The sequence below is a fragment of the Tsukamurella pseudospumae genome (genome assembly GCF_001575195.1).
Lineage (GTDB): Bacteria > Actinomycetota > Actinomycetes > Mycobacteriales > Mycobacteriaceae > Tsukamurella > Tsukamurella pseudospumae.
Genome location: NZ_LSRF01000006.1, coordinates 23,302 through 44,805, shown reverse-complemented (window position 1 = coordinate 44,805; position 21,504 = coordinate 23,302). Strand labels below are relative to the sequence as shown.

The window sequence follows — 21,504 nt, the reverse complement described above, 5'->3', positions numbered from 1 at the left end:
CCTGGGGTTCGAGACAACAGGAGGTCGACTCTAGACCGTCTTCTCGCGGTCGACTACGATCTAGCGCACGGCAGCCTGTTTCCGATTGTCTTAGCGATGCCGCCGAAGTCGGTCGTAGACAATTTGGGCTACAAAGATTCGAGGGCTATCCGTCGAAGATTCGCCCGCGCGATACGAGGAGTAGCCGGCCTCAAAGGACTTACCTTGGATACCACGGTTGAATTTACGCATAGCAAATTGACTGCAAATATCGAGCACTGGTCTGGTTGGTTGTATATCCCTGATGCTGACGTCAGAATAGACTTCCGCGGTAAGTCATGCTACAAGGCCGACGTGGTGAAGCGCTTATGGATTAACGCTCTGGTTTCGAGCTATGGCAAGTTCTCGTCGCGAGGCAATAAGATTGCATGGACTGGTGAGGCTGTCCGCTTGGGTCCGGATGGCAGCAGGTACGCCGCTATGAATAGCTGGGCGAGGTATTGCACAAAGTACGGCGAGAAGCACGGGAGCAAGGTCAAGTCTCAGTTTCAAAACATGAGAGCTCCCGATAGTCAGATTCGTCGAGGTAGATCGATGTGGACGTTAGGTGGAATTGAAAGATCAAAGACGGAGACGATCGCAGGTGACATTTCGGCGAATGATGTTCAATTTCTTCGCGATTCTGGAACAGTGGTTAAGGAATCTGATCTAGGCGACATGCGGCTGATCAAACTGGGTACGCGCCCCGCTAGTCAGGTAGCGGACATCGTGAATGACATGATGGAAGCACGCGCAGAACGGGATGTCTCGAATTGAGCCTGCTAAGAGTACACCTGGCCACACCTCCTGACCTGGCGGTGCTGGCATCAAGGATTTGAATCCTTGGATGCGGATGATGCGGATTGAGATCTGAGTGAGAGCTTGTGAATCAACAATTTTGATTCCGGACCACAGAGTCCTATCCGCGAACTCGGGATCGTTCCGTATGGAGCTTGAACCGGGTTGGCCGAGCATCTCGTGATTTTGGCGATCAACATATGTTGAGATTTCGAATACGGCCGATATCGTCCATCTTTGGGCGACCTGAACGCGACCTGTTGATGTTCAACATGGGTTGAGCGAGATCGGTGGCTCGCACGCTGTCTTGGGTACTGGTGTGTGAGAAGTGTCGAGGAACGAGACACCATCGTGATGGTCGTTAAGCGGCGAAACTGTTAGGCTGCGACTGGCTACGCCTTGCGTTGTCTCCGCGTGGCGAGTTCGGGAATATGTGATAGCATCGATACCATGCTGAATGGTAATGGCGCATCTGTCGTCCGGGTAAAATTCTTGTTCAGAACTGGTTTGGTGCTGGTCTTAATCGCCGTTGCAGGCGGATGCGCCTTCGATTCTGATGGGCCGGCTACGTTATCTGAATTGGAATCAGAGGCGGCAACTACTACAACGACCGTGTCATTCCCCGACCTTCTGGAGAGTGATGATGCAGGTCCGTCCACGTCAAGCAGCTCGGCTTCGACGAGCGGCAGTAGTGAGACAACAGTAGGCGCGCAGGGGAGTGATTCGTCTGTATCGGGGATTAGTTGTGGGCTTTCTTGGGATAACGTACAGCCGGGAACTGCATTTCATGATGGTGGTGAAACGGGTTTCGAGAAGCGGTGTGTCGATGTTTTTAATGCGGTTGACAGGGAGCGTCAGAGTGGGAACGTCGAGGCGGGAGTGCAGGAAGACCTCAAGAAGCTGGTCGAGAAATTCTACTCTTTGAATCGGAAGGGGAAGACGTGGAGAGATGTTCTCGCGCTAGTTTGCCCTTCATCGGTTGTGGAATCTCACATGCTCGAAAATACAGATCCTGATCGAGAGATTGGTAAGTACTCGGGACCGGAATATTACGAGGTGGCGCGTTGGGAGCGCTTTCTGATCACCGCGAAGCCTGGATGGAAGATTCCGTACCCTATTGAAGCCAGGTTCTACCACACTTCGCCCAATCGGCCGTTCGTAAGTCCCAGTGATACGGTTGGACATGACGGATCAGCCAGATTCGCGCGGGATAGCGGAAAGTGGTGCATCGTGTCGGTAGATCCTTATGTGAACAATTAGGCTTGTCGTGATACCTCGATTGGTTCGTCTGGTAGGCAATGATAGATCTGTCCGGATCGTGCAATTCGGTTCGGGATTGCTTATGCTGGTGTCGTTGCTAGCTTTGCTGTATTTCGCATACAACGCTGCCGTGGACGCCTGGATCGTAAGCGGTGACGATCGCTATCCTATTTTTGGCAACACTCGCTTGACTGTGGTTGGTTGCATCGCTGGTATTGGTGCTTCGATCGGCGCGGTGGGATTATTATTTGACGAGCTCCTGGTTTTGCTAGTCTCCTTCTTCTTCTCGTTTGCGGTGCTCGTTATTGCGGGTTACCTATTTCCCATCGGTTGGCTGGCCGGGGCGATCGATAGTCCTGAATATGGGATCGGCAGGGAAGCGGCACTATTTGGTTTGATAGCAACCCTTGTTTGTGCTGTGGCGTCACGGGGTGTAGCCGCGGTTGGTGTGAGGATTGAAGAGTTGTCGGATGACGGTGGACAGTAGAGCTGTGGGGTGGCGCCGTGGCTGGTCAGCAGTCCGTGGCCACTGTATCCGCGCTCGAACGTAGAATCTGGGATGACTTGTGCACGTTCTGTCAGAACACTTGTGCGCACGGACAAGGGGCAGCGAGCGAAACTTGCATTATTGCAGGTAGATTGGGTAAAAATGTCAGAGCGTTTCATTTACACGATGAAGAAGGTGCGTAAGGCGCACGGCGACAAGGTCATTCTCGACGACGTGACGATGTCGTTCTACCCGGGCGCGAAGATCGGCGTCGTCGGTCCGAACGGTGCGGGCAAGTCGTCGATCCTCAAGATCATGGCGGGCCTGGACCAGCCGTCGAACGGCGAGGCCTTCCTGGACCCGGAGGCCACCGTCGGCATCCTGATGCAGGAGCCCAAGCTGGACGAGACCAAGACCGTCAAGGAGAACGTCGAGGACGGCCTCGGCCAGACCATGGTCAACCTGCGCCGCTACAACGAGGTCGCCGAGCTCATGGCCACCGACTACAGCGACGAGCTGATGGAGGAGATGGGCAAGCTGCAGGAGCAGCTGGACGCCGTCGACGCCTGGGATGTGGACTCGCAGATCGAGCAGGCCATGGACGCGCTGCGCTGCCCGCCGGGCGACTCGTCCGTGGAGAACCTCTCCGGTGGTGAGAAGCGCCGCGTGGCTCTGTGCAAGCTGCTGCTGAGCAAGCCCGATCTGCTGCTCCTCGACGAGCCCACCAACCACCTCGACGCCGAGTCGGTGCTGTGGCTCGAGCAGCACCTCGCGAGCTACGCCGGCGCCGTGCTGGCCGTGACCCACGACCGGTACTTCCTCGACCACGTCGCGCAGTGGATCTGCGAGGTCGACCGCGGCAAGCTGCACGGCTACGAGGGCAACTACTCGGCATACCTCGAGAAGAAGGCCGAACGCCTCGAGGTGCAGGGCAAGAAGGATCAGAAGCTGCAGAAGCGCCTCAAGGAGGAGCTCGCGTGGGTCCGCTCGGGCGCGAAGGCCCGGCAGACCAAGAACAAGGCCCGTCTCGAGCGCTACGACGAGATGGCGGCCGAAGCCGAGAAGCACCGCAAGCTCGACTTCGAGGAGATCCAGATCCCCACGCCGCCCCGCCTGGGCAACGTGGTCGTCGAGGTGAAGAACCTCGACAAGGGCTTCGACGGCCGCGTGCTCATCAAGGACCTGTCGTTCACACTGCCGCGCAACGGCATCGTGGGCGTGATCGGTCCGAACGGCGTCGGTAAGACCACGCTGTTCAAGACCATCGTCGGTCTCGAGTCCCCGGACTCGGGCGACGTGAAGGTCGGCGAGACCGTCAAGCTCAGCTACGTCGACCAGAACCGCGCCAACATCGACCCCAAGAAGACCGTCTTCCAGGTGGTCTCCGACGGGCTCGATTACATCACCGTCGGCCAGAACGAGATGCCGGCCCGCGCCTACGTGAGCGCCTTCGGTTTCAAGGGCCCGGACCAGCAGAAGCCCTCGGAGGTCCTCTCGGGTGGTGAGCGCAACCGCCTGAACCTGGCGCTGACCCTCAAGGAGGGCGGCAACCTGATCCTCCTCGACGAGCCGACCAACGACCTGGACGTCGAGACCCTGTCGAGCCTGGAGAACGCGCTGGAGCAGTTCCCCGGCTGCGCCGTGGTGATCTCTCACGACCGGTGGTTCCTCGACCGCACCTGCACCCACATCCTGGCGTGGGAGGGCAACGTCGACGAGGGGCAGTGGTTCTGGTTCGAGGGCAACTTCGAGGCGTACGAGGCGAACAAGGTCGAGCGCCTCGGCGCCGATGCCGCCCGTCCGCACGCCGTGACGCACCGCAAGCTCACGCGCGACTGATTCCCGCGCGCGGACCCGCTCCGCACGAACAACGACGCCCCCGGCCCGCGCCGGGGGCGTCGTCGTTCATTACTCGCCCGTAACCCCCTGCTCGGTCGTAGTGTGGTGCGCGGAGCCCACCGGCTCCGTCACACCTTGGCAACGGCGCCGTGTGCTGACCTCGCATTTGGCGTGCCCGCTGCCGCGACTCATCGCAGGAGGAGTACACCCGTGGAGCAGTCCGCGCACGATCCGTCCGACTTCACCCGAGCTGCAGCGAGCGTGGGCAACCAGCCCCCCGGACGGTCACCGTCGGACTTCCTGACCTGGCTCTCCGAGGAGAACGCGCGCATCCTCGGAACGTGGACGGGCGACGCCGGCACGGGGGTGCTCTCGGATCCCGACGACAAGCTCCGCGCGGTCATCGACGCGATGCCGGCGCCGGAGGCGGGCGGCATCGGGGTCGTCGAGCTCGCGCAGCCGCTCGGCGACGCCGCGGGCTCTCCCTTCCTGCTCGCCGCGAGCCCGTCGGACGGTGGGCCGACCGAGCTGTTCGCCATGGCGATGACGGTTCTGGGCTTGCACCACAACGTGTTCGGCATTCCCATGGTCGGGGCGAAGATCGAGCGCGTGCTCGCGCGGATCGGGGTGGACCGGTCGGATCCGGCCAATCAGCGCCTGATGGAGTTCATCCAGACCTATCCGCGCCTGCGGCTCGTGGTGGCGGACGAGGACGAGCTGGCCCGTGTCTTCGGCGCCCTGCGCGACCTCGGCGACGAGGACCTCGCACTGTTCCTCCGGACCGACAAGCTGGCGCGGTTCGCGCGGGCCCTGGTCTACCTGCCCCGCGACCGCTACACCTCGCGGGCCCGCGGCGTGCTCATTGACGTGCTCGAGGACGAGACCGGGATGCGGGTCGATCGGTTCACCGCGCGCGTCACCGAGTCCGCGATCGCTCGGATCCAGTTCGTGCTGCTCCCGCGGGCGGAGGGCGCGGTTCCCGTCTTCCAGGCCGCCGACGAGGCCCGCATCCGGGCCCGGCTCGGCGATGTCAGCCGCACGTGGGACGAGGACGTCCTGGCCGCCGCGACTGCCGCCGGCGCCGACGCCGCCCTCGTGCGCGAGTACCTGCCGGGTATCTCCCCGAACTACAAGGAGGATGCCGCGCCGGAGCAGGCGCTCGCCGACGTCACCCGCATCGCGGGCCTCGCGCCCGATGGGCAGGACCTGGTGTTCTACGACCCGCGTCACGGTGACGAGGCCGGCCTGCGGTTCGCGATGTACGTCAACGGCGGCCGGGTGACGCTCTCGCAGGCGTTGCCGATGCTGCAGTCGCTCGGCGTGGACGTCCTCGATGAGCGCCCCTACAAGATCCGCAGGCCCGACGGTGTGCTGTGCTCGGTCTACGACTTCGGCCTGCGAGTGCCCGCTGCGCTGACCGCGGCCGCCGCGACCGGGGTGGCGGAGTCGGACCTGCCGGGGCGGTACGCCGTACTGCGCGGGCTGGCGAGCGATGGCGCCGCGGCGGCGTGGCGGGGCGATGCCGAGGTGGACCGGTTCAACGAGCTGATCCTCTCCGTCGGGCTGGACTGGCGGCGCGTCGCGCTGCTACGAGCTATCGGACAGTACCTGCGCCAGTGCGGTTTTCCCTACAGTCCGGGACACATGGCGCAGGTGCTCCTGGAGCATCGGGACGCTGCGCTCGCTCTGGACAGGCTGTGGACGGCCACCTTCGACCCGATCGCCGCGGACGCGGATGCGGCCGCCCAGGCGGAGACCGATGTCGTCGCGACGCTCGAGGCCATCACGAGCCTGGACGCGGACCGGATCCTGCGGGCCTACCTGCACGTCGTGCAGGCCACCGTGCGCACCAACTTCTACGCCGACAAGCCCGTGATCTCCATCAAGCTGGAACCCGGCCGCGTCCCCGAGGCGCCGAAGCCGCGCCCGCGGTTCGAGATCTTCGTGTACTCGCCGCGTGTGGAGGGCGTGCACCTGCGGTTCGGCATGGTCGCCCGCGGCGGCCTGCGCTGGTCGGACCGCCGGGAGGACTTCCGCACCGAGGTCCTCGGCCTGGTCAAGGCGCAGGCGGTCAAGAACGCCGTCATCGTGCCGGTCGGCGCCAAGGGCGGCTTCGTCGTCAAGCAGCCGCCGGAGATCACCGGCGACGCCACCGTCGACCGGGACGCGCAGCGCGCCGAGGGCGTCGCCTGCTACCGCATGTTCATCTCGGGCCTGCTGGACGTGACCGACAACCTCGGCCCCGACGGTGCCGTGCTCCCGCCCGAGCGCGTGGTCCGCCGGGACGCCGACGACACCTATCTCGTCGTGGCCGCGGACAAGGGCACCGCGTCCTTCTCCGACATCGCCAACGACGTCGCCGCCGGATACGACTTCTGGCTCGGTGACGCCTTCGCGTCCGGCGGCTCCGAGGGCTACGACCACAAGGGCATGGGCATCACCGCGCGCGGCGCGTGGGAGTCGGTGAAGATGCATTTCCGCGAGATGGGCGTCGACACCCAGAGCGAGGACTTCACCGCGGTCGGTGTGGGTGACATGAGCGGCGATGTCTTCGGCAACGGCATGCTGCTCTCCGAGCACATCCGGCTGGTCGCCGCTTTCGACCACCGCGACATCTTCCTCGACCCGAATCCCGATGCCGCCGTGGGCTTCGCGGAGCGGCAGCGCCTGTTCGACCTGCCGCGGTCGTCGTGGAAGGACTACGACACCAGCACGATCAGCGAGGGCGGCGGCGTGTTCAGCCGCGATACGAAGTCGGTGCCCATCAGCCCGCAGGTCCGGACGGCGCTGGGCCTGGCCGACGACGTGACCGAGCTGACCCCGCCGGAACTGATGCGCGCGGTGCTGCTGGCCCCGGTCGACCTGCTGTGGAACGGCGGGATCGGTACGTACATCAAGGCGTCGACGGAGACCGACCTGGCGGTGGGCGACCGTGCCAACGACGCGATCCGCGTCGACGGGAACCAGCTGCGCGCCAAGGTCGTCGGCGAGGGGGGAAACCTGGGCGTGACGCCGCTCGGCCGCATCGAGTTCGATCGCAGCGGCGGCCGGATCAACACCGACGCGATGGACAACTCGGCCGGCGTGGACTGCTCCGACCACGAGGTCAACATCAAGATCCTGCTGGACCGGCAGATCGCGGCCGGCGCGATCGGGGAGGCCGAGCGGCACGACCTGCTGGTGTCCATGACCGACGACGTCTCCCGGCTGGTGCTGGCGGACAACGTCTCCCAGAACACCGCGCTGTCGGTGGAGCGCTCGCTCGCGCCGAAGATGGTCGACGTGCACGCCCGGATCCTCGCGGACCTCAGTCGTAACCGCGGCGTCGACCTGCGTCTCGAGGCGCTGCCGACCCGCAAGGAGACCGACCGGCTGCAGGCCGCCGGGCTGGGCCTGAGCTCGCCGGAGCTGTGCAACCTGATGGCGCACGTCAAGCTCGCCGTCAAGGACGATGTCATCGCGAGCGACCTGCCCGACAACGACGCGCTGGCGGCGGGCTTCCCGGCGTACTTCCCGGATCACCTGCGCGACCGTGCGGGCGATGCCGTGTTCTCGCACCCGCTGCGCCGTGAGATCGTCGCGACCCAGGCGGTCAACGAGCTCGTCGACAACGCCGGCGTCAGCTTCGTCTACCGCCTGCAGGAGGAGACCGGCGCCGCCGCCTCGGACGCCGTACGCGCCTTCGTGGCGGTCAGTCGGGTCTTCGATCTGCCCGCGACCTGGGCGGCCGTCAAGGCGTTGCCGACCTCGGCGGCGGAATCGGCCGCGCTGCTCTCCGAGAGCCGCCGCGTGCTCGACCGCGCCGCCCGCTGGATGCTCACCAACCGGCCCCAGCCGATCGCGATCGGTGCGGAGGTCAACCGCTACGCCGACCGGATCGCGGCGATGACGGCCGCGATGCCGGACTGGGACATCGAGTACGACGCGTACGCCTGCAAGGCAGCGGATCACGCCAGGGAGGCCGGTGTGCCCGACGACCTGGCGTATGCGGTGAGCCGGGCGCTGTACCGGTTCAGCCTGCTGGACGTGGTCGACATCGCGGACATCACCGAGCGTGAGGACGACGAGGTCGGGCGCCTGTACTTCGCGCTCATGCAGCACCTCCGGATCGACAAGATGTTGGGCGCGGTCGCGGAGCTGCCGCGCGGTGACCGGTGGAGCGAGATGGCCCGCCTCGCGCTGCGCGACGACCTGTACGGCGCGCTGCGGGCGCTCACCGTCGAGGTGCTCAACTTCACCGATCCCGACGAGCCCGCCACGCAGAAGATCGGCGACTGGGCCTCGCATCACGCGCAGCGTCTCGAGCGGGTGGGTGCGCTGCTCGCCGAGATCCTCGATCCGGTGGACGGTGCGGCTGCGGCGGCGAACGACGAGTCGCGGCTGTCCGTCGCGACCCGGGCCCTGCGCTCGCTCCTGCGCCACGTGGGGTAGCGGTGGTCGGCTAGCGTTGAGGGCGTGACCGACTACAGCTTCACCGCAGCGGGCGTCACGGGCCTGCGCACCGTCTCCGCCGACGGTGCCTCCGTCCTGACGGTGCCCGTCGACGTCCGCTGGTCCGATATGGACGTCTACCAGCACATCAACAACGCGCGCATGGTGACGCTGCTGGAGGAGGCGCGGATCCCGCTGCTCTTCGCGCCGGACGCGCCCACCCGCGACCTGCTCGAGGGACTGCTGCTGGCCAAGCTGGAGGTCGAGTACCGCGGGCAACTGCGGCACCAGGATTCGCCGCTGCAGGTGACGGTGTGGACGTCCGCCGTGCGGGCGGCCGACTTCGTGGTGCACCACGAGGTCCGGCCCGCGGGCGCCCTGCTCGACACCGCGCCGGCCGTGGTGGCGCACGTGCGCCTGGCCGCCTTCGACGTGGCGGAGCAGCGGGTGCGCCGCCTGTCCGGAGAGCAGCGCGACTACCTGAAGTCGTTCTCCCGGTGAGCGACCGGAGGCTGACGGTGCCCGGGGCGCGGCCGCGGGCGAACCTCGCGGCGTTCGTCACCCGGCTGCTGCGCACCGACGACTCGGCCGTCGTCCGGGTCCGGCGGCGCGACGACGACCACGTCGAGGTCTGGGGCCGAACGGGCTTCGGCGTCCTCGTGGTCCGGGTGCTCACCGGTACTGTCGCGCCGGAGTCACTCGTGTGCAGCGCCACGACCGTCCTCGATTCCCTGCGAGAGGATCCCGCGGGCGACCGGCAGCACGCGGGCGGGTACGTCGACGTGGGCTTCGCCCTCGATTCGGCCTGGCGCGGCGCGCTCCCACCCGCAACGGGTTTCGTCACCGTCGACGAGGTACCTGCGCGCGCGTTGCGGGACGTCGCGGCGCGCGGCGTCGAGGTGGGACGGGAGGCGGGCGGTCCCGCCGGGCCGCCGGCGTCGCTGCTGGACTCGGAGGTGGTCAGCGTGAGCTCGGGGGAGACCACCGTGCCGATCGCGCTGCGCACGGCGTTCGCGCTGGAGGCGATGGGCTTCGCCGCCGACGGTGCCGACGAGCCCGTCCGGGTGTCGGCGTCGGCGACGTGGGTGCGGGTGGACGCGCGGTACGGATCGCTGTATCAGCGAAGGGAATCCGGGCCCGGCCTGTTGGTCTGACGCTCGGCCTCGGTGGCGCGCTCGAGGAGCGTCGCGGTGAGGTTCTGCTGCGCCAGGCGGCGCAGGGTCTGCAGCACTCGGTCGGAGAGGACCGTGCCCACGATCGCGGTGCGCAGCGCCTGCTCGTCGTCGTCCGTCAGTGTGTCGAGGTCGCCGGCGGCGATGCCCTCCGCGGCGTCCGCCCAGCGGTCGAGGGTGCTGGTGCTGCCCACGTCGCAGGTCTCGGCGAGCGCCTTGAGCTGCGATCCGAGTTGGGGGAGCAGGACATCGCCGTCGCGGATCCGCCAGTCGCGGTGCTCGACGAAGGCGACGGCGGTAGCGGTCCAGTCGGGATCCTCGTCGTAGGCGGTGCCGTCCGCGAGCGCGTCCTGCGCGACCCCGAGCAGCTCGTGGCGCGGCACCGTCGGGCTGTCCAGAGCGTCGATGACGCGCCGGACCTGGGCGAGGGACAGGCCGCCCGATTCGACGAGGGCGCGGATGAGGCGCACCCGTTCGACGTGCGCGGGGCCGTAGTCGGCCTGGGTGCGCGTGCGCGGCACGCCGGGCTCGAGCAGCGACTCCCGGAGATAGAACTTCAGCGACGCGGTGCTGACGCCGGTCTCGGCGGATAACTCGGACAATCGCATGATTCGATCTTGACACGGGATAGCTTCACTCTCCAATATGGAGAGTGTCACTATCCAATGCTGCCTCGGGAGGCGCACCGTGAAGCACGACATCAAGACCGACGCCCATGACGGTGATGTGATCGTCTTCCTGATCGGGATGCAGCCGCGTCCTACGTGGAATCTCGGGCAGGCGGTCTTCCTCACCCGCTCGATGTTCGGCATGCAGCGAGAGCTCAAGCGTGATCGCCGGCGCGGCGGCGCGATCGGGTTCCTCGGCGGCTACAACGCGTTCACGACGACCGGGCCGATGGCGGTCCAGTACTGGCGCAGCTTCGAGGACCTGGAGCGATACGCCCGGTCGACCGACTTCCGGCACCGCCCCGCGTGGTTGAAGTTCTACGCGATGACCCACCAGGACGGGCGCTCGCGTGCGGGGATCTGGCACGAGACCTACCGCGTGCCCGCCGGCGGACACGAGTCGATCTACGGCGACCTCGCGAAGCCGGTCGGGCTCGGCGCGGCGGTCGGCGTGCAGCCCGTCGGGCGGCGCGGTACGTCGGCGCGCGAGCGCATCGGCGCCTGATCGGTCTCGGCGGAAGCCGGGAAGCCGGGAGGGCGGATCAGGCGCAGCCGCGTCCGCCGACAGCGCGCTACGCGAGCCAGCAGGCGGCGTTCGGGGGCAGCAGACCGTCGACCAGCGGTGCGCTGGCGAGGACGACCTCGCCCCCGGGCAGTTCGACGGGGTCGTCCGACGCGTTGAGCACGCAGGTCAGGCGGCCGTCGACCCGGCGGAACGCCAGCACACCCGGGCGGGGAGCGCCGTACCACTCGATCGCGTCGCCACGGAACTCCGGCCGCATGCGCCGCAGCTCGATCGCGGTGCGGTAGAGCGTGAGCGTCGAGTCGAGGTCCTCGAGCTCGGCCTCCGCCGTGAGGTCCTTCCAGTCGTCCGGCATCGGCAGCCAGGTGTCCGGCTCCGTCGAGAAGCCGTACGGCGGAAGGGTTCCCTGCCAGGGCAGGGGGACGCGGCAGCCGTCGCGGCCGCGCTCGGCGTGCCCGGAGCGCTCCCACGTGGGGTCCTGCAGCGCCTCGTCGGGCAGCTCGACATTGGGTAGGCCCAACTCGGAGCCGTTGTAGAGGAACGCCGTTCCGGGCAGCGCCAGCTCCACGAGGATCATCGCCCGCGCCCGCGCCACGCCCAGATCGCCGCCGCCGTACCGCGTGACCTCGCGGGGAACGTCGTGGTTGGACAGCGTCCACGTGGGGATGCCGTTCACCGACTCGACCGCGATGAGCGAGTTGTCGATCGCCGCGCGGATCTCCCGCGCGTCCCACTCCGCTTCCGCCAGGCGGAAGTTGAAGCCCAGGTGCAGCTCGTCGGGCCGGATGTACTCGGCGAAGCGGTCGTTGTCCTTCACCCAGATCTCGCCGACGGTGACGCGTCCCGGGAACTCGTCCATCACGGCGCGGATGCGCCGGTGGATCGCATGCACCCCGGGATCGTTGAACCGCAGGTCGTTCTCGTCGTTGTCCATGATCTGGTTGTTCACCAGGTCCATGTCCGGCAGCCCCGCCGGCTTGGCCATCCCGTGCGCGACGTCGATCCGGAAACCGTCCACCCCGCGGTTCAGCCAGAACCGCAGGGTCTGTGCCAGATCCTGGAAGACCTCCTCGCTGTGCCAGTTCAGATCCGGCTGCTCGGGGGCGAAGATGTGCAGGTACCACTGGCCCGGCGTCCCGTCGGGCTCGGTCACGCGATGCCAGGCCGGGCCGCCGAAGATGCTGGGCCAGTTGTTCGGCGGCTCGTCACCGTTCGGCCCGCGGCCCTCGCGGAAGACGTAGCGCTCGCGCTCCGCGCTGCCCGGGCCCGCCGCCAGCGCGGCGCGGAACCACGGGTGCTGATCGGAGGTGTGGTTCGGCACCAGGTCCATGGTCACGCGGATCCGGTGCGCGTGCGCGGTCCGGATCAGCTCGTCCATGTCCTCGATGGTCCCGAACAGCGGGTCGATGTCGCGCGGATCCGAGACGTCGTAGCCGTGGTCGGCCATGGGGGAGCGCATCACCGGCGAGAGCCACAGCGCGTCGACGCCGAGCAGCTCGAGGTAGCCCAACCGGTCGATCACGCCGCGCAGGTCCCCCACGCCGTCACCGTTGGAGTCGGAGAAGGACCGGGGGTACACCTGGTAGAAGATCGCGTCCTTCCACCACGGGGCGTCGGTGTAGCGGGGCGTGCGGACGGGTGGCGTCATCTCACTCCTCAAGTCATCCGCCCATGGGGGTGTTCACGAGCATCTGTGCGGCCATCTCACAGTAGTTCCTGAGCTGCTGCTTGCGATCGGGGCTCATCCGCACGTCGTCGATCGAGGCGATCGCCGTGTCCATGCACCGCAGCCACGCGTCGCGCTCGATCTCGGTGATCCGGTACGGCACGTGCCGCATCCGGAGCCGCGGGTGGCCGCGCTGCTCGGAGTAGGTGCGCGGGCCGCCCCAGTACTGCTCGAAGAACATCCGCAGGCGGACCTCGGCGGGGCCGAGGTCCTCCTCGGGGTACAGGGGTCGCAGCAGCTCGTCGCGAGCGACCTCCTGGTAGAAGCGGTGGATCAGCTCCTGGAAGGTGTCCGCGCCGCCGACGGCGTCGTAGAAGCTCTGCTGGTCGGGCGTGCTCACCTCTCCAGTCTCGCACGGGCGGGGCAGCCGCTCCGGACCGGCAGCGCGGCGCGACGACGGTGGCCGGGGCCCGCCGCTATTGTTCGATCCGTGGACGGTGACGGGGAGATCGAGCGGTTGCGCGCGATGATCGACGAGTCGACGCGGTCCGCCGAGGACCGCGGTCTCGCCACCCTCCGGATGCTGCAGGCCATCGCGGACGCGGCTCCGGACCTGGTGTTCGTCAAGGACCTCGAGGGCCGGTACGTGTTCCTCAACGCGGCGGCGGCGAAGGTCAAGGGCGCGCCGGTCGAGGAGGTCCTGGGGCGCGACGACACCGACTTCTTCGGGCCGGCGTTCGCGGCGCGACTCATGGCCACCGATCGCGCCATCATGAGCAGCGGGACGGCGCGCGAGGTCGAGGAGACACCCGTCGTCGAGGGTCGGGTGCGCACCTTCATGTCCCTCAAGGCTCCCTACCGGGGCGCCGACGGAGCCGTCATCGGTCTCATCGGGATCTCCCGGGACGTCACCGAATCGCGGCGCGCGGCGGCCGAACTGGAGAACGCGCGGGCGCGCTGGCAGTTCGTCGTCGACGTCGCGGGGGACGGGGTCGCCGAGTGGGACCTCACGTCGGGCGAGGTGTTCCTGTCGGCCCGCTGGAAGGCGGTGCTCGGCTACGCGGGCCACGAGGACGAGATAGGTTCGAGTCCCGTCGAATGGGAGCGCCGGGTGCACTCCGAGGACCTGACGCCCGCGTTGGCCGCCGTGTGGCGCCACCTGCGTGGCGAGACCCCGAGCTTCTCCTTCGAGCACCGTCTGAAGACCCGGTCGGGTGAGTGGTTGTGGGGCCTCGGGCAGGGCCGGGTCACCGAACGCGGGCCCGACGGGCGTCCGCTGCGCATCGTCAGCATGCTCACCGACATCAGTCCGCAGGTGATCGCCCGTCGCGCGGCCGCCCGCGAGGTCCTCAAACTGGGCCGATTGGTCGAGCTCGACGACCTCACGGGGATCGCCAATCGTCGGGGGTTCGGCAGCGCGCTCGACGAGGCCTGGCGGACGTCGCGGGGTGGGGACGCGGTGCACGTCGCGGTCATCGACGTCGATGACTTCAAGGGGTACAACGATGCGCGGGGGCACGGGGCCGGGGACGCCGCGCTGCAGTCCGTCGCCGGAGTGCTGGCCCGAGCGGGCTCGGCGGTGCGGAGCACGGCGGCGCGGTTGGGCGGCGACGAATTCGGACTCGTCATCGAGGGCCCCGTCGACCTCCCGGCACTCCTCGAGCAGGTCCGCGCGGACGTGCTCGCCCTCGGACTCACCCACGACGGTGCCCGCCCGGTCTCGGTCAGCTGCGGTGGGGCGTCCGGCTCGATCGCGACGTCCACGGCCGCGCAGCTGCTCGGCGAGGCGGACCGTCGGCTGTACCGGGCCAAGGGCCTGGGCAGGAACCGGGTGGTGGTCGGGTAGGTCACCTCGCGTTCACCGGTTGTGCGCCGACTCGCCGCGGGAAATGCGCGGAAATCACCGTGCGGATACCGGTCGTCCGTGGTGCACTACTAGAGGCGGACGACCCGGCCGAACCCGGCGGGTCGGCGCTAGGGTGAGGAGAGTCGATGAAGCGGACGCACGCCGCGGGTGCCCCCGCGATGGTCGCGCTCGCCGGCGACACCCCGCCCAGCGGGTCGGTGTGGGGCAAGCGGCGGGTGCTGCTCCTCAACGCCACCTACGAGCCATTGACCGCGATCTCGATGCGGAGGGCGATAGTCCTCATGCTCAGGGATAGGGCCGATGTGGTCCACGACGATCCGAACGGTCCGCTGGTGCATTCAGCGGACCGTTCGCTGTCTGTGCCCTCGGTGATCCGGCTGCGCACGTACGTCCGCGTGCCGTACCGGGCGCAGGTACCGATGACCCGGGCCGCGCTCATGCATCGCGACCGGTTCCGCTGCGGCTACTGCGGGGGTAAGGCCGACACCATCGACCACGTTCAGCCGCGCTCCCGGGGCGGTGCCCACGGGTGGGAGAACTGTGTGGCCTGCTGCGCCCCCTGCAACCACCGCAAGGCCGACCGGCTGCTGTCCGAAATCGGCTGGAAGCTCCGCACGGAACCGCGGGCGCCGCAGGGCCGGCACTGGCGGTTGCTGTCGACCCTCAAGGAGGTCGACCCGATGTGGAGTCGGTATCTCGACCTCGATGCGGCATAGGCTAAGTTGTTCTGCAGACCGACCAGCGCCGTGGGGCGTTCGCACAGACAGGAAAGGGGCCCACAGTGAGCTTGCTCAACATCATCGGCGGGATCACGGTGATCGCCACGATCGTCATCGTCGTCCTGTGTGTCATCTCGATGGCCACCGGCCGCAACGAGAAGTACCAGCAGCCGGACGAGTACAAGCTCGGCGAGCCGTGGACCCGCGAGCCCATGCTGTTCAGCGCGGTCGACGAGGCGCAGGTGGGGCCGCACGGCGGGCACCACGACGACCATGACAACGAGAACCTGATCGGGGGTGCCGCTCGTGGCAAGTGGTGATCACACGCAGACCGTCGCCGTTCCGCAGGGCGACCTGCCCATCGGGACGGCCATCACCTCCAGCGGGCGCATCTCGGCGGCCCGTCAGGCGAGCGACAGCCCGGTCAACCCGCCCTTCTCGCGCGAGGAGCTGATCGGCCTCGACGAGGCGCTGATCCGCGCGACCCGCGACGCGAACGCCCGTTTCTCGGTGTACATCGGCGACCTGGGTGACGATGCGCACGCCGGTGCCGAGGCGGTGCTCCGTCAGGCTCCCGAGCCGGAGTACGCCGCGCTCATCGCCGTCTCGCCGAACACGCGCGACATCGTCGTGCTCACCGGTAGCGGCGTCGCCGACCGCCTGGGCGACAAGGTCGCTCAGCTCGGCGTGACCGCCGCGATCCCGCCCTTCCAGGCCGGGGATCTCATCGACGGCCTCATCGCCGCGCTGCGCGTCATGGCCTCGGCCGTGAAGCCACCCACGGCGTAGTAGTCAGCACGAACGAACGGCCCACCGGATCCGATCCGGTGGGCCGTTCCTTCGTCTCCGGACCGAGGTCAGTGCTCGGCCGCCGCCAGGTCCCGGGCCTCCTCGTACAGCTCCGTCGCCTCCTCCGGGGTGTCCACCTGCGGCGCGGAGCCGAGCAGGGGCTGGGTGGCGGTCTCGCGCATCGCGATGACGGCGATCAGGCCGACGATGCCGCTGACGATCAGGTAGAAGCCCGGTACCAGGTCGTTCTTCGTAGCGTCGACCAGCGCGGACGTGATGAGTGGGGTCGTGCCGCCGAACGCCGAGACGGCCACGTTGAAGCCGAGTCCCAGAGCGCCGTACCGGACGGCGGTGGGGAACAGGGCGGGCAGCGTCGAGGCGGTGGGCGCCGCGAAGCAGGCCAGAACGGCGCCGAACACGATGCAGGCCACCACCGGGCCCCAGAGCGAGCCGTGACTGAAGAGCCAGAACGCGGGCACCGCGACGACGATCTGCGCGACCGCCGCGGTCGCGAAGACGGCCCTGCGGCCCACGATGTCGCTCAGGTGTCCCACGATCAGGATCAGCGCGACCACGACGAGCATCGCGAGCAGCACCAGCATGTCCGCGGTCAGCTGGGTGCGGTGCGCCACCTCGGTGAGATAGGTAGGTAGGTAGGCGGTGATCATGTAGTTGGTCACGTTGTAGAGGATCACCAGGCCCATGCACACGAGCAGTGGGCGCCAGAGCTTCGTGATGATCATGCGCAGCTCGTGCTGGGGCGTCTGCACCGCCTTCAGTGCGTCCTCGTGGGCGTCCAACTGGGCCTGGAAAGCGGGGGTGTCCTCGAGCTTGAGGCGCAGGTACAGGCCGATCAGGCCCATCGGGCCCGCGATGAAGAAGGGGATGCGCCACCCCCACGACAGCATGTCCGCCTCGGAGAGCGCTGCGTTGAGGACCGTGACCAGCAGCGATGCGCACGAATAGCCGATGAACGTGCCGAAGTCGAGCCAACTGCCGAGGAAGCCGCGGCGCTTGTCCGGGGAGTACTCGGCGATGAAGGTGGTCGCGCCGCCGTACTCGCCGCCCGTGGAGAAGCCCTGCACGAGCCGGGCGCACAGCAAGAGGATCGGCGCCCACATCCCGATCGCGGCGTACGACGGAATGACGCCCACGGCGAAGGTGCCGATCGACATCATGATCATGGTGGCCGCGAGGACCTTCTGCCGGCCGACGCGGTCGCCCATCAGTCCGAAGACGATTCCGCCCAGCGGGCGGACGAAGAACGCGGCGGCGAAGGTGCCGAAGGTCGCGAGCAGCTGACCGGTGTGCGAAAGGCTCTCGAAGAACACCTTGCCGAGCGTCGTGGCGAGGTAGGCGTACACGCCGAAGTCGAACCACTCCATCATGTTGCCCAGTGCGGCGGCGGTGATCGCCCGCTTGAGCATCGGCTGGTCGACGACCGTGATCGACTCCTCGGTGAGCGGCGGCTTGCGCCGGAAGAGCCGCGCCAGCGTACGGCGGCGAGAGGATCGAACACTCTCGGTGCCCCAGCCCGCTATGTGCAGTTCGCCCGATTCCGTTCGCGTCCTGTCCATTTCTCCACGCTAACAAGATTTTCTAATCATGAGGCGCGGGGTCCGGAACGGCGGACGGTATGCGCCGATATGGGGTGGTATCGGGGAGTGGATCAGGTGAAGAGGTCGCCGTCGACGTAGAACCATGCGTCGTCCTCCCGGACGAAGCGCGACCGCTCGTGGAGCACGCCGAGCTCCCCGGCGGCGAGGTAGGTGGCTCGGAACTCCACGACGCCCGTCCCGTCGCCGGCGGCGCCGTCGACGGTGTCGACGATCTGGAGTCCGCGCCAGCGCACGTCCTCGTCGAGCTCGAGATCCGCCGGGCGGGTGCTCGGATGCCACGACGCGAGGAGCCATTCCACGTCGCCGTCGCGGAACGCGGCGAAGCGGGAACGCATCAGTGCTTCGGCGGTGTCGGGAGTGTGGCGCGCGTCCATGTGTGCAGCGTACGGCGATGGGCATCACGTTGTGCGTCGCGTTCGATCGTGTTCTGATCGAATAAAAGTATTGAAGTTTCAATGATTGGATACGGGATGAACCTCAACCGGACGATCCGCAACGCCGTCGCGGCGCTGTTCACCGTCGGTGCACTGGTGCTCGGCGTCGCGGCCCAGGCGAGTGCGGCACCGTCGACCCCCAAGGAGGTCGTGACCGCCTTCTACACCGAGGGTTTCGTGCACCGCGACATCGCGGGAGCCGCCCAGCGCTACATCGGTGAGAACTACATCCAACACAATCCCGAGGTGGCCGACGGGCGCGAGGCCTTCGTCAAGGTTCTCGGTCCCGTCGTGAAGGACCCGAAGTACAGCACCTCGATCGTGCGCGTGGTCGCCGACGGCGACTACGTGGTCGTCTACGCGAAGTCCGTCTACGACGGCAAGGCGCAGGCGGTCGCCGACATCTTCCGCGTCGCGGGCGGCAAGATCGTCGAGCACTGGGACGTGATCCAGGACGACCCCGGCAGGACCGTGAGCGGGCACCCGTTCATCAGCTGAGCCACGGGCGACCGCGGCCCCGGGATCCTTCGATCCCGGGGCCGCGGCGTTCGATGGGTCAGGACCGGTCGAAGGCGCGGGCCGCCAGCGAGCGGACGATGCCCGCGCGGCCCTCGAGTACCAGGCGGCGCAGCGCCGGCGGGTGCTCTCCCGCGAGCCACGCGTCGGCGGCGGCCACGGCACCGTCGGAGATGTCCCACGACGGGTACAGGCCCACGACGACGGTCTGCGCGACCTCGGAGGAGCGGCGGCCCCACACCTCGTCGATCGACGCGAAGTAGCGCGGCGTGAAGGGCGCGAGCAGCTCGCCCTGACCGGGGCCGCCGATGCCCGCGGTGATGGCGCGGGTCAGCGTGTTCGACAGCGAGTCGTCGCCGAAGACCTTCTCCCAGGCCTCCTCCTTGACCCGGATGTCCGGGCGCGCGGCGAGCGCGGCCGCGGCCGAGCGCTCGCCCGCGGCGGTGGGATCGCGGAGGACCTCCGCGTCGATCTCGTCCACCCCGACGACGCCGGCGCGGGCCAGCGCGGTGAGCAGCCGCCACCGCAGATCGGTATCGACCGTCAGGCCGGCGAGCCCGACGGTGGCGGGCTCGGCCTCGTCGTACAGCGCACGGAGGGCATCGATCTCGGCGCGACCCAGGGCGGACGCCGCGAGCGCGTTGACGAAGGCCAGCTGGAAGTCCGAGCCCGCCTCAGCGTCCCGGGCGAGCTCCAGCAGTCCGGCGGCGAGCCGCTCGCGGCCCTCCGCGTCGGCCCAGGTCGGATCCGCGTACGACTCGACCGCGGTCTGCGCCTGCAGCACGACGCGCTGCACCACGCCCACCTCGGTCTCGGCACCGATGCCGCCGAGCACGAGCTCGACGAAGTCGCGCGCCCGCATCTCGGCCTGTCGGGTCATCTCCCACGCCGCGGACCAGCCGAGGGTGCGGGGCAGCGACTCCGCGATATCGGCGATGCGGCCGGTGACCGTGTCCAGCGAGACCGGGTCCAGCCGCACCGAGCAGTAGGTGAGGTCGTCGTCGTTGAGGAGCACCAGCTCGCCGCGGTGCACGCCCACGAGCTCCGGCACGTCCGTGCGCTCGCCGGCGACGTCCAGCTCGACGCGCTCGGTGCGCACCAGTTTCCCATCCTGATCCGCGTAGACGCCCACCGCGAGGCGGTGCGTGCGCAGCTCGCCCGCGCCGGGCTGTGCGCCCTCCTGGACGATGGTGAACCGGGTGAAGTTCCCGGCGTCGTCGACCTCGAAGTCGGGGCGCAGGATGTTGATGCCGGTGGTCTTGAGCCACTGCGCGCCCCAGTCCGACAGGTCGCGCCCGGAGGAGGCCTCCAACGCCCGGAGCAGGTCGTCGAAGGTGGCGTTGCCGAACTTGTGCTCGGCGAAGTAGGCGCGCAGGCCGGCGAGGAAGGGCTCGAGGCCCACGTACGCGACGAGCTGCTTGAGCACCGACGCACCCTTGGCGTAGGTGATGCCGTCGAAGTTGACCTCCACGGCCTGCAGGTCCGGGATGTCGGCGGCGACGGGGTGCGTCGACGGCAGCTGGTCCTGCCGGTAGGCCCACGACTTCTCGACATTGGCGAAGGTGGTCCACGCCGAGGTGTACTCGGTGGCCTCGGCCTGGCTGAGCACGGAGGCGAAGGTCGCGAAGGACTCGTTGAGCCACAGGTCGTCCCACCACCGCATGGTGACCAGGTCGCCGAACCACATGTGCGCCATCTCGTGCAGCACCGTCTCGCAGCGCCGCTCGTAGAGGTAGCGGGTGACCTTCGACCGGAAGACGTAGTCCTCGAGGAAGGTGACCGCGCCGGCGTTCTCCATGGCGCCCGCGTTGAACTCCGGCACGAACAGCTGGTCGTACTTGCCGAAGGCGTAGGGGATCCCGAAGTTCTTGTGGTAGAAGCCGAAACCCTGCTTGGTCTCGACGAACAGCCGATCGGCGTCCATGTGCTCGGCGAGGCTCGCGCGGCAGAACAGGCGCAGGTCGATGGTGCCGTGCTCATCGGTGTAGGCGTCGGTCCACACCGCGTACGGGCCGGCGATGAGCGCCACGAGGTAGGTCGACATCGGCTCGGTCGTGACGAAGGTCCAGCGGTGCGCGCCGGTCGGCAGCGGCTCCCTGGTCGCCTCCGCGCCGCCCGTCACCACCGTCCAGGCCGACGGTGCCGTCACGCTCACGTCGAAGACGGCCTTGAGGTCGGGCTGGTCGAAGCACGCGAACATGCGCTTGGCGTCGGCGGTCTCGAACTGCGAGTACAGGTACACCGCGGCGTCGGTCGGGTCGACGAAGCGGTGCAGGCCCTCGCCGGTGTTGGAGTAGAAGAACCGCCCGGAGATCACGAGCTCGTTCTCCGCGGCGAGGCCGTGCAGGGCCAGGCCGCCCTCCTCGGTGTAGCCGGACGTGTCGACCGGGCGCCCGTTGAGGGTCGCCGTGAGGCCGGTGGCGATGAGGTCGATGAAGGTCTCCGCGCCAGGCGTCGCCGAGAACGTGATCGTCGTGGTCGAGCCGAAGGTCTTGTCGCCGGGCGCGTTCGCGCCGTCGGTGAGATCCAGGTCGATCGCGTAGCGGGAGACGGTGACGACTCCCGCGCGTTCGGCGGCCTGGATCCGGGTGAGATTGGGGGCGGACAAGGGCGACGCTCCTTCGTGCTCGGGTGCATGCTCGGCTACTGCGCGCTTCGATGGGACCGATTCCACAATGCCACCCGCGCCCCGCGAGTG

19 protein-coding genes are annotated in these 21,504 nt (G+C 67.9%); 13 read left to right on the top strand and 6 right to left on the bottom strand.

Annotated elements, in window-relative coordinates; all coding sequences use genetic code 11:
• Positions 1-204 precede the first annotated feature (204 nt).
• From AXK60_RS26200 to AXK60_RS05570, 7 genes are all read left to right on the top strand, one after another.
• Complete coding sequence (locus tag AXK60_RS26200; RefSeq protein ID WP_139057770.1) at positions 205-795, top strand: hypothetical protein; 591 nt, start codon at positions 205-207, stop codon at positions 793-795.
• Positions 796-1,266: 471 nt separating this feature from the next.
• Complete coding sequence (locus AXK60_RS26195) at positions 1,267-2,076, top strand: hypothetical protein (RefSeq protein WP_139057769.1); 810 nt, start codon at positions 1,267-1,269, stop codon at positions 2,074-2,076.
• Between the two features lie 130 nt (positions 2,077-2,206).
• On the top strand, positions 2,207-2,563 hold the full coding sequence (locus tag AXK60_RS26190) for a hypothetical protein (protein WP_139057768.1): 357 nt from the start codon (positions 2,207-2,209) through the stop codon (positions 2,561-2,563).
• Between the two features lie 162 nt (positions 2,564-2,725).
• Positions 2,726-4,402 carry an energy-dependent translational throttle protein EttA gene (gene ettA / locus AXK60_RS05585; RefSeq protein ID WP_068570114.1) on the top strand — a complete coding sequence of 559 codons (1,677 nt, stop codon included), beginning with the start codon at positions 2,726-2,728 and terminating at the stop codon, positions 4,400-4,402.
• 210 nt (positions 4,403-4,612) lie between these two features.
• Entirely contained in the window at positions 4,613-8,833 is a 4,221-nt protein-coding gene (locus tag AXK60_RS05580) for an NAD-glutamate dehydrogenase (RefSeq protein ID WP_068570113.1), read from the top strand.
• Positions 8,834-8,896: 63 nt separating this feature from the next.
• A complete protein-coding gene (locus AXK60_RS05575) occupies positions 8,897-9,334 on the top strand; it encodes an acyl-CoA thioesterase (RefSeq protein ID WP_269451155.1) in 438 nt (145 codons plus the stop codon).
• Positions 9,331-9,987: a DUF8185 domain-containing protein gene (locus AXK60_RS05570; protein WP_068570112.1), complete on the top strand. Its 657-nt coding sequence runs from the start codon at positions 9,331-9,333 to the stop codon at positions 9,985-9,987. Before AXK60_RS05575 ends, AXK60_RS05570 begins: the two co-directional genes overlap by 4 nt.
• Here the strand turns inward: AXK60_RS05570 and AXK60_RS27535 are convergent.
• Positions 9,951-10,607, bottom strand: a complete 657-nt coding sequence (locus tag AXK60_RS27535; protein WP_175399938.1) for a MerR family transcriptional regulator — start codon at positions 10,605-10,607, stop codon at positions 9,951-9,953. The two genes, AXK60_RS05570 and AXK60_RS27535, sit on opposite strands and share 37 nt — an antisense overlap.
• Before the next feature lie 85 nt (positions 10,608-10,692).
• Between AXK60_RS27535 and AXK60_RS05560 the strand changes: the two genes are divergently transcribed.
• The gene (locus AXK60_RS05560; RefSeq protein WP_231855435.1) at positions 10,693-11,178 is read left to right on the top strand and encodes a DUF4188 domain-containing protein; all 486 of its coding nucleotides are present in this window, start codon (positions 10,693-10,695) and stop codon (positions 11,176-11,178) included.
• A 67-nt stretch (positions 11,179-11,245) separates the two neighbouring features.
• Here the strand turns inward: AXK60_RS05560 and AXK60_RS05555 are convergent, their stop codons facing one another.
• Positions 11,246-12,844, bottom strand: a complete 1,599-nt coding sequence (locus tag AXK60_RS05555; protein WP_068570109.1) for a glycoside hydrolase family 13 protein — start codon at positions 12,842-12,844, stop codon at positions 11,246-11,248.
• Positions 12,845-12,857: 13 nt separating this feature from the next.
• Positions 12,858-13,262, bottom strand: coding sequence for a globin (locus tag AXK60_RS05550; protein WP_068570108.1), 405 nt, complete (start codon positions 13,260-13,262; stop codon positions 12,858-12,860).
• 90 nt (positions 13,263-13,352) lie between these two features.
• Here AXK60_RS05550 and AXK60_RS05545 point away from each other — a divergent pair, with 90 nt between their 5' ends.
• The 4 genes from AXK60_RS05545 to AXK60_RS05530 all read left to right on the top strand — a co-directional run bounded on the left by AXK60_RS05545 (position 13,353) and on the right by AXK60_RS05530 (position 16,237).
• Positions 13,353-14,708, top strand: coding sequence for a sensor domain-containing diguanylate cyclase (locus tag AXK60_RS05545; protein WP_068570107.1), 1,356 nt, complete (start codon positions 13,353-13,355; stop codon positions 14,706-14,708).
• Positions 14,709-14,887: 179 nt separating this feature from the next.
• Positions 14,888-15,445: an HNH endonuclease gene (locus AXK60_RS05540; protein ID WP_068570124.1), complete on the top strand. Its 558-nt coding sequence runs from the start codon at positions 14,888-14,890 to the stop codon at positions 15,443-15,445.
• Positions 15,446-15,510: 65 nt separating this feature from the next.
• Positions 15,511-15,768: an aa3-type cytochrome oxidase subunit CtaJ gene (gene ctaJ / locus AXK60_RS05535; RefSeq protein WP_068570106.1), complete on the top strand. Its 258-nt coding sequence runs from the start codon at positions 15,511-15,513 to the stop codon at positions 15,766-15,768.
• A complete protein-coding gene (locus tag AXK60_RS05530) occupies positions 15,755-16,237 on the top strand; it encodes a DUF5130 domain-containing protein (protein ID WP_068570123.1) in 483 nt (160 codons plus the stop codon). Before ctaJ ends, AXK60_RS05530 begins: the two co-directional genes overlap by 14 nt.
• Before the next feature lie 68 nt (positions 16,238-16,305).
• Here AXK60_RS05530 and AXK60_RS05525 read toward each other — a convergent pair whose 3' ends face one another.
• Together AXK60_RS05525 and AXK60_RS05520 are read right to left on the bottom strand one after the other, a co-directional pair.
• Positions 16,306-17,814, bottom strand: coding sequence for an MFS transporter (locus AXK60_RS05525; RefSeq protein WP_068570105.1), 1,509 nt, complete (start codon positions 17,812-17,814; stop codon positions 16,306-16,308).
• A 92-nt stretch (positions 17,815-17,906) separates the two neighbouring features.
• Positions 17,907-18,230: a YchJ family protein gene (locus AXK60_RS05520; protein WP_244881037.1), complete on the bottom strand. Its 324-nt coding sequence runs from the start codon at positions 18,228-18,230 to the stop codon at positions 17,907-17,909.
• Positions 18,231-18,326: 96 nt separating this feature from the next.
• On the opposite strand from AXK60_RS05520, the gene AXK60_RS05515 reads away from it, so the two are divergent.
• Positions 18,327-18,788: a nuclear transport factor 2 family protein gene (locus AXK60_RS05515; protein WP_068570104.1), complete on the top strand. Its 462-nt coding sequence runs from the start codon at positions 18,327-18,329 to the stop codon at positions 18,786-18,788.
• A 58-nt stretch (positions 18,789-18,846) separates the two neighbouring features.
• Here the strand turns inward: AXK60_RS05515 and pepN are convergent, their stop codons facing one another.
• Positions 18,847-21,414 carry an aminopeptidase N gene (gene pepN, locus AXK60_RS05510; protein ID WP_068570103.1) on the bottom strand — a complete coding sequence of 856 codons (2,568 nt, stop codon included), beginning with the start codon at positions 21,412-21,414 and terminating at the stop codon, positions 18,847-18,849.
• Between the last annotated feature and the right edge of the window lie 90 nt (positions 21,415-21,504).

Bases quoted from the DNA above. Each gene is read 5' to 3' on its own strand.
- AXK60_RS26195 (WP_139057769.1), top strand. From the start codon at position 1,267: ATGCTGAATGGTAATGGCGCATCTGTCGTCCGGGTAAAATTCTTGTTC.
- AXK60_RS05525 (WP_068570105.1), bottom strand. From the start codon at position 17,814: ATGGACAGGACGCGAACGGAATCGGGCGAACTGCACATAGCGGGCTGG.
- ettA (WP_068570114.1), top strand. From the start codon at position 2,726: ATGTCAGAGCGTTTCATTTACACGATGAAGAAGGTGCGTAAGGCGCAC.
- AXK60_RS05555 (WP_068570109.1), bottom strand. From the start codon at position 12,844: ATGACGCCACCCGTCCGCACGCCCCGCTACACCGACGCCCCGTGGTGG.
- AXK60_RS05540 (WP_068570124.1), top strand. From the start codon at position 14,888: ATGGTCGCGCTCGCCGGCGACACCCCGCCCAGCGGGTCGGTGTGGGGC.
- AXK60_RS05520 (WP_244881037.1), bottom strand. From the start codon at position 18,230: ATGGACGCGCGCCACACTCCCGACACCGCCGAAGCACTGATGCGTTCC.
- AXK60_RS05515 (WP_068570104.1), top strand. From the start codon at position 18,327: ATGAACCTCAACCGGACGATCCGCAACGCCGTCGCGGCGCTGTTCACC.